Genomic DNA, 7,183 nt, shown 5'->3' on the forward strand with positions numbered 1-7,183 from the left:
ACTGGGCCGTCAGACTTCCGCCATGTCGACGAATCGCCCGTAGTGCCCCTGGAACGCGGCGGTGATGATGCAGGTCGGGCCCTGCCGGTGCTTGGCAACGATGAGATCGGCCTCACCTGCCCGCGGAGTGTCGCGGGTGTACGCGTCCTCTCGGTGGAGCAGCAGGATCGTGTCCGCGGCGAACGTGATGGCGCCGGACTCGCGGAGGTCGTCCAGCATCGGGAGGCGGTCGGCCCGGTATTCCGGGTTGCGGTTCAGGTGGCTGGTGGCAACGACCGGGATGTTGAGTTCCCGGGCAAGGGTCTTCAGGTCACGGACGACGTCGCCGACCTCGCGTTCGCGGAGGTCGCTGCGCTTGGCCGGCCGGATGTCCTGGATTCCGTCGACGGCTAGGAGGGCCACGCCGTGTTCCTCGACGAGCTCCCGTGCTTCGGCTTCAAGGGTGGCCATGGTGAGCCGGCCGGGTGTCTTCACGTGGAGTGGGGCCGCGGAGACGACGGGGACCCGCCGGGCCATCCGGGTCCAGTCCTCGTCGGTCATGGTCCCGCAGATGATGTGGTGCCGGGCTACGCGTGCTTCAGCGGCCAGGACCCGCATGAGGAAGAGCTCTCCGCTCTCCTCGAGGGAGTACGCCGCCGTGGCGATGTTGTTCTTGATTGCGTTGTTTCGGCAGATGTCCGTGAGGAGCGTCGTGCGGCCTACCTGGGGGCGGGACGCGATCACGGTGAGGGAGCCGGGGGTGAGGCCACCGGTTACGAGGTCGAGGTCGCGGAAGCCGGTACGGAGGCCGCGGAGGCTGGTGTGGGTGGCGGGGTCCTCGACGATGTTCGCTGCGGCGTCGAGGAGGTTTCCCAGTAGGTCTCCGATCACGCTGGGCTTGTCGGGTGCGGGCTCTTCGGCGATTCGGTCCGTGGTGGTGTCGGTCATGGTCCCCCCTGGGACTTGATGGGCGGTGGTCCACCCGGGCCGACCGCGATGGTCGGCCCGGACAGGGTGTCAGAACGGGGCGACAGCGCCCGCGTTCTCAAGGTGCTGTTCCGCGGCCTCGTCGGCACAGGTCCGGCACAAGATCTGGCCGGGGGCGAGCTGGTTGCCGCACATGCCGTCACGGCCGTCGCACTCCGTCTTGCGGCGCGCCTCTTCCTCGACGGCAGCCTGGGACCGCCAATCCTGTTCGGTGCGAGGCTCCGGGGCGGCCCGCTGAGGCGGCAGCGCCGTGTCGGGCGAACCGGCACCCACCACGGCCGGGTTCGTGCCCGTGGGCCGCTTCTCCGCCCGCTGGCGATCCCGTACAGCCTCCCAGTCAGCGATCCGAACCGCGCACAACCGGCACTCCTCGCCCGTCACGATGTCCGCACCGTTCTCACACCGGGCATCAGGTCGGCGAGTGTCCAAGCGGGCGCGGCAACCTACAGGGATGCCCTGCACCTCGGCTTGATGTGTTTCCCGCTACGGCCCAAACCGTGTCCATCCCACGCGGTCGCTCTCTACGCTGACTGGCATGAGCGATCTGAACGATGCTGACGTGCGCGAGACCCTGCGGGCGCACCGTGACGGCGGTGTCGTCAGTCGGCTGTACGCCACGGGCGAGATCACTGAGGGCACGGTCCCTGCGCTCGGTGTGTTGTCTGCCTCCCTGGAATTGGCGGGGCAGCACGAGGACGCGGATCGGGTCGGCGACGTCATCACCTACGCGGCTGCCGTCGGCGAGCGGCCTGCGGTGAAGGGGTGGGTCAGCCACCTGTAGTGGTTGAGGCTTCGTTGCACCCAGCAGCGACGGCCCGCTCATCATGGCACTGGCCACGCTGTGCTGCGGATGGATTCACCTCACCCTCGAGAGAGGATGCCGTCGGCGCCGACGAGCTGGAGGGGGTGAGTGGTGCGGTGAGCTGCGGGCCACAGAACCACGGCACGGCCCGTTATGTGCAACGGCGACCAGTAGCACTTGTCCTTCGCGTCCGGCTGACCTTACCTCTAGTCTCATGGACGGCGTGGGACAGAGGATCAGGCAGCGAGAACGTCGCGTAGCTCCTCTACGGCGGCTTCGTGGTGGTGGCGGGCGGGGATGGAGCGGTACAGGTCCTTGGCACGGTGGTGCACGAGACCGGTGCGGAAGGCGGCCGGTAGGCCGTCCAAGACAGTGACGGCCTGTCGGCAGGCCTGTGCGGTGTCGCCGTCGTGGTGGAAGCAGCCGGCCGCATCGATGGTCAGCAGGGACCTGGTCATGGTGCTCGTGGGCGTGGAGAGTTCCAGGGCGCGCTGTTGGCTCTGGCGGGCCCGCAGGGTGTTGCCGAGTGTGGTGAAGGCGTGGGACAGGTGCACGTGGTGCTTCTGTTCGCTGTAGGTCAGCCACGTGTCGGCGCGCTCGGCGGCGTCGAGGCGTTCCATGAGTGCATCGGCGGCGTGGACGGCTTGGCGGGCCTGATCGGGTTGGTGACACAGGGCGTAGGCGCGGGCGGCGACGGCGGCCGCGAGGGTTGCCGCGGCACTCGGGTGGCTTCCGGCGGCCTGGCGGGCCTGTTCGGCCAGGCGTGCGGCAGCCTGCGGAGCTCCGTAGTTGAGGGGGACCATCGCCTCGCGGGCCAGAACCCATGCGTGCAGGTGGCGGTCACCGGATTCCCGGGCGGCGGTGGACGCGGTGGCGAACCACTTCCGTGCCTCTTTGCGAGCGCCGAGGTCGTGGAGCACGATCGCGATCATTCCGGCCATCTGTCCCGTGGTGCGGCAGACACGGATACGGGTGGCTACGGGCTGTGGTGCGTCGAGGTAGGGCCGCAGGCCGGTGAAGTCGTCGACGAGGTCGGCCAGGACGCGGGTGGGGGCCTGGCCGTGGTAGCCGTAGCCGTACGCTTCGGCGGCTGCCTCCAGGTCGGACAGGTCGGCCGGATCGGTGTCGGCGGCGAGCGCGAGGTCTACCGACTCGCGGGAGTCGGTCAGGGCGGTGAGCGCCGCGGTGGTGAGGCCGGCGGCGAGCGCGCCGCGCAGGAGCTGGCGGCGGTTCATGGGGTCGTCTCCATCGTCGGACTCCGGGTGCGGTGTCGGGGAGCTGTGCTCCCAGGGTCGCGCAGCCAGTCCTAAAAGGGCACCAGGAATCCGAAGACCGTCCGCGACCCGCTCCACGGTGTCCAGTGCCGTCACGGTCGCCTCACCACGGGCGATCTTGGAGGCGCGCTCGGCTTTCATCCCGCACGCCTCGCCGATCCGGTTGAACGAGATCCCGTGGCCGTGGGCCATGGCGAACACGGTGGTGAAGTCGCGGTGCCGGAGGGCGTGGCGGAAGGACGGATCCTCGAGCACGCGATGCGGGATTCCGGCTGGCGACGGCCGTAAATCATCCACAGGTCCCCCTTCGACACCGCAGGATGACAGGCCCTGCGGCCCGGACGATACCCCCATGAAGGGGGCCCCATGACGGGGTTACCGGGCATGGGCGGGCACGGCTTCACTGGCGGCTGCCCGCGGTCGTGCCGAGCGGCCGCAGATCGTTACGGAGGAACCCCTCATGGTGTCCAAGTCCCAGGCCGCCGCCCGCACTGCGGGGTCCGAGCAGGAGACCCAGGAGATCACCAGCACGGTGGTCGTCGCCGTTGACGTGGAGGACGAGGAGTAGTCCCGGCTCGCACGTCCTGACCCAGACATCCCTCCCCGGCGCCCGCCCATCCGGCCGGCCCGGGGAGGGGCGCCCCCTCCTCCCACCGCACCGCGGAGGTCGCAGTGATTCATATCTTCGTCGGGCCGACGCTGGAACGGTCCGCGCCGCCGCTCGCCGCTCCAGGCGTACGGGTGTGCCCGCCGGCCCAGCACGGCGACCTGTTCACCGACACGATCCAAGGCGGCGACACGGTGGTGCTCATCGACGGCGTCTTCCACCAGGCACCCGCGCTGCGGCACAAGGAGATCCTCGCGGCGATGGGCCGAGAAATCCGAGTGATCGGGGCAGCGAGTATCGGGGCCCTGCGCGCCGCCGAGCTGGCCCCGTTCGGCATGCGCGGCGTCGGTGCCGTCTACGCCGCGTACGCCTGCGGGGAGATCGCGGGCGACGACGAGGTGGCGGTCGGACAGGCCCCGGACGGGGACCGGGCCGCGCTGACCTGGCCGATGGTCAACCTCCGGTACTCCCTGGACCTGGCCGTCGCGGCCGGTGTCCTCGACGGCGAGCATGCCGGCCGGCTGGTGGAAGTGCTGCGCGCGGTCTACTACCCGCAGCGCACCATGGCCGCGGTACGGGCCGTCTGTGACCGTGCGGGCGGTGCGGAATTCGTCCGGTGGCTGTCGGCGCAGCGCGCCCAGGACCGGCACTTCGGCGACATCAAGCGCGCCGACGCGCTCATGGCCGTCACCGCTGCCCGCGACGGTCGCGAGCCGTCCACCGACGGCCCGCTGCCACCGGAAGTCTGGGAGTCGGCGTACTTCAGCCGCTGGTCCAACACCTTCGCCCGGGAGCGGGTGGACGGACTGGAGTTGTCCACCGAGGACCGCGTGCTCTACCAGCAGGTCTTCGCCCCGGCGTTCGGAAAGACGTGGGCGGACTACCTGGAGCACCGCTCCCTGCACCCGGCCCATGAGCCGGGCCGTCCGCTGGCCGAGCGGCTGGCCGAGGTCACCGACGGGAGCCTGACGGCCGACCGGATCTTCCACCCGTCCCTCGACCTGCGCGACGCACACACCGTGGCCTTCCTGCTTGCCGGTGAGAGCGAACAGGACCGCCGCTCCGTCGACCACTACGCGCGCGCCCTCGACCACGCCCGCCATCGCGAGCCCGGGTTCTCGATCGCGGCGGTGCGCGAGGACCTGACCCGCCGGCTCCTCCTACGGGTGTGGCGGTGCCCGCAGCAGGAGTTCGACGCGGAGGCGTCCGCGCGGGGACTGGTCAGCGGCGCGCGCGCCGTCCACGCGGCCAAGCGCTTCGTGCCAGGCCTGCTGGAAGAGATCGGTGAGGTCGGCGACACGAAGACGAGCCTGTCGGACGAACGGACGGAGGCATCCCGTGAAGGGCGTTGACAGCCTGGTGGTACTGCCGGGCACGGTGCGTGCCCGGCCCCCGGAGCAGACCTGGGAGGCACTGGCCGGGCAGTTGCCCCGCTACGGCATCACCCGCGTCGCGGACCTGACCGGCCTGGACGTGATCGGGCTGCCGGTGTGGACGGCGATCCGGCCCGCCTCACAGACCTTGAGCACATCCCAGGGCAAAGGCGCCACCGACCTGCTGGCGAAACTGTCCGCGGTCATGGAGGCGATCGAGCTGTGGCACGTCGAGCAGCCGCTGCCCGTCACCGCGCACGGCCCGGCAGCCGAGATCGCCCCCGGCTGCCCGATCGGGGCGCTGCCACTCATCGTCCCCCTTCCCGAGCAGACCCTGGCACGGGTCGTGTGGGAGTGGACGCCCGGCACCGGCCTGGTCACGGGGGCCACCACACTGCTGCCGGTCGACCTGGTCCGGCGCCGGGCGCAGCGGCCCGCGTGGTGCCCGGATCTGCTGCGCGCTACGAGTACCGGTCTGGCCTGTGGGAACAGTCGGGAGGAGGCGCTGCTGCATGCCCTGTTCGAGGTTGTCGAGCGGGATGTGCTGTATCGGGACGGGCAGGTGGGCGGGTGCCGGCGCTCTCTCGTCGATCCGGGAACGGTCGACGACCCTTATGGCCGGGGACTGATCGACCGGATCGTCGGCGCGGGCATGGCGTTGGAGATCGCGCTCGTGGACGGTCCGTACGGGTTGCCGGTGTGCGTGGCCTACCTCTGGTCGGAGGACTGCCCGGTCGTCTTCGCCGGCGGCGGCTGCCACCACGATCCGGCGATCGCGCTGAGCAGGGCGTTGACCGAGGCCGCCCAGTCCCGCCTGACCGCGATCTCCGGAATGCGTGACGACCTGCCCGGCGAGGTCGGCAGCCCGAAGGCCACCTCCCTTCCCTCGGGCATGCGGACGGGGCTCACGCCGTGGCCGGAGGCAAGCGCGCCGTACGTTGTGCTCGACGGTGGCTTCGCCGCCCAGGCCCGCGCGGCGGCCCGGCGTATCGCCGCCGTCACCGGGCACGAGCCGGTGGCCCTGGACCTGTCCGTCCCCGACGCTCTTGTTCCGGCCGTGCAGGTCATCTGTCCCGGGGCACGTTCGCGCATCAGGAGGTCGATGCCCCGATGAACCCCACCACGACGCCCCTACCGGACATCGGACGCTCTGCCGCGTACGACGCCTTCCACATCGCCCGCGCCCGCACCGGCTTGACCGCCCGCCTGTATGCCGCGGCCATGGGCGAGGACTATCCGGGCGAGGTCGCCGCCTCCAGCTCCTGCGACTGGCCCCTGCTCGCCCTGATGACCGCCCGCCTGCGCATGTCTCCCGGTCAGCTCCTGGTGGACGCCGGGTGCGGAACCGGCGGCGTCGGCCTGTGGCTCGCCCGCGCGCTCGCCGTACGCCTTTGCGGCTTCGACCTCTCCCCGGTCGCCGTCGCCCAGGCGACCACCCGCCGCCCCCACTTCCTCGGCGATGCCACCGCCCACGCCGACTTCCGCGTTGCCGAACTCCACCGCACCGGCCTGCCCGACTCGAGCGCCCACGGCATCGTGTGCGTGGACGCCCTCGGCCGCTCCACCGACCGCGACCAGGCTGTGCGCGAACTCGGCCGGATCCTGGCCCCCGGCGGCCGGCTCGTCATGACCCGGTCGATACGCCGCGGCAGGACACCCTCATGGGCCGAACAGGCCGCTGCCGCCGGCCTCACGGTCGAGCACGTCGACGAGCGCCCCGACGAACCCGCCATGTGGCAACGCCTCTACCGCCTCTGGGCCGCCCACGCGGAGAACCTGCGACGCGAACTGGGCGAGCCACAGGCCGCGAACATGCTGAACGAAGCCCGCCAGATGCTGCCCACACTGCCCGGACGGCGCGCCGTCCTGCTGACCCTGCACCGCCCCGCCGACACCCCTGAGACACCCGGCCCGGCCGATAGGATGGACACGCCCGACCGCCACGGCGGCAGGCCCACACCCGACGAGAGGACCCGCAGTGAGCCAGCCCCGTAACCGTGCGGCCGTGTTCTCAGCCGGGTCCTGGGGCACCGCCGTCGCCAAGATCATGGCCGACGCCGGCACCGACGTCATCGTCCACGCACGCCGTGCCGAGATCGCCGACGGCATCAACACGACCCACCGCAACCCGGGCTACTTCCCCGACATCGAACTGCCCACC

The 7,183-nt window shown here is 71.0% G+C and carries 7 protein-coding genes and 1 pseudogene; 5 read left to right on the top strand and 3 right to left on the bottom strand.

Translation table 11 applies throughout. The features are described 5' to 3' along the window. Positions 1 to 9 precede the first annotated feature (9 nt). Positions 10 to 927: a DnaB-like helicase C-terminal domain-containing protein gene (locus AB0F38_RS31465; RefSeq protein ID WP_361900839.1), complete on the bottom strand. Its 918-nt coding sequence runs from the start codon at positions 925 to 927 to the stop codon at positions 10 to 12. A 69-nt stretch (positions 928 to 996) separates the two neighbouring features. After that, the gene (locus AB0F38_RS31470) at positions 997 to 1,326 is read right to left on the bottom strand and encodes a hypothetical protein (RefSeq protein ID WP_361900841.1); all 330 of its coding nucleotides are present in this window, start codon (positions 1,324 to 1,326) and stop codon (positions 997 to 999) included. A 175-nt stretch (positions 1,327 to 1,501) separates the two neighbouring features. Between AB0F38_RS31470 and AB0F38_RS31475 the strand changes: the two genes are divergently transcribed. Beyond that, positions 1,502 to 1,747, top strand: coding sequence for a hypothetical protein (locus tag AB0F38_RS31475; RefSeq protein WP_361900843.1), 246 nt, complete (start codon positions 1,502 to 1,504; stop codon positions 1,745 to 1,747). 257 nt (positions 1,748 to 2,004) lie between these two features. Here AB0F38_RS31475 and AB0F38_RS31480 read toward each other — a convergent pair whose 3' ends face one another. After that, positions 2,005 to 3,297, bottom strand: a complete 1,293-nt coding sequence (locus AB0F38_RS31480) for a hypothetical protein (RefSeq protein WP_361900845.1) — start codon at positions 3,295 to 3,297, stop codon at positions 2,005 to 2,007. 417 nt (positions 3,298 to 3,714) lie between these two features. Here AB0F38_RS31480 and AB0F38_RS31485 point away from each other — a divergent pair, with 417 nt between their 5' ends. The 4 genes and pseudogenes from AB0F38_RS31485 to AB0F38_RS31500 all read left to right on the top strand — a co-directional run. Beyond that, positions 3,715 to 5,001: a TfuA domain-containing protein gene (locus AB0F38_RS31485; protein ID WP_361900846.1), complete on the top strand. Its 1,287-nt coding sequence runs from the start codon at positions 3,715 to 3,717 to the stop codon at positions 4,999 to 5,001. Further along, positions 4,988 to 6,136 (top strand): YcaO-like family protein, encoded by a 1,149-nt coding sequence (locus AB0F38_RS31490; protein ID WP_361900848.1) that lies wholly within the window; start codon positions 4,988 to 4,990, stop codon positions 6,134 to 6,136. Before AB0F38_RS31485 ends, AB0F38_RS31490 begins: the two co-directional genes overlap by 14 nt. Continuing rightward, the gene (locus AB0F38_RS31495) at positions 6,133 to 7,017 is read left to right on the top strand and encodes a class I SAM-dependent methyltransferase (protein ID WP_361900850.1); all 885 of its coding nucleotides are present in this window, start codon (positions 6,133 to 6,135) and stop codon (positions 7,015 to 7,017) included. The genes AB0F38_RS31490 and AB0F38_RS31495 overlap by 4 nt, the downstream gene beginning before the upstream one ends. Further along, a pseudogene (locus tag AB0F38_RS31500) lies at positions 7,001 to 7,183 on the top strand (glycerol-3-phosphate acyltransferase); the annotation flags it as partial. The gene AB0F38_RS31495 and the pseudogene AB0F38_RS31500, both read left to right, overlap by 17 nt.

The sequence above is a fragment of the Streptomyces sp. NPDC025273 genome (assembly GCF_040638585.1).
Classification (GTDB): domain Bacteria; phylum Actinomycetota; class Actinomycetes; order Streptomycetales; family Streptomycetaceae; genus Streptomyces; species Streptomyces cinereorectus.

What these genes read in the sequence shown, in the direction of transcription:
- AB0F38_RS31495 (WP_361900850.1), top strand. Translation starts at nt 6,133, where the DNA reads ATGAACCCCACCACGACGCCCCTACCGGACATCGGACGCTCTGCCGCG.
- AB0F38_RS31465 (WP_361900839.1), bottom strand. Translation starts at nt 927, where the DNA reads ATGACCGACACCACCACGGACCGAATCGCCGAAGAGCCCGCACCCGAC.
- AB0F38_RS31475 (WP_361900843.1), top strand. Translation starts at nt 1,502, where the DNA reads ATGAGCGATCTGAACGATGCTGACGTGCGCGAGACCCTGCGGGCGCAC.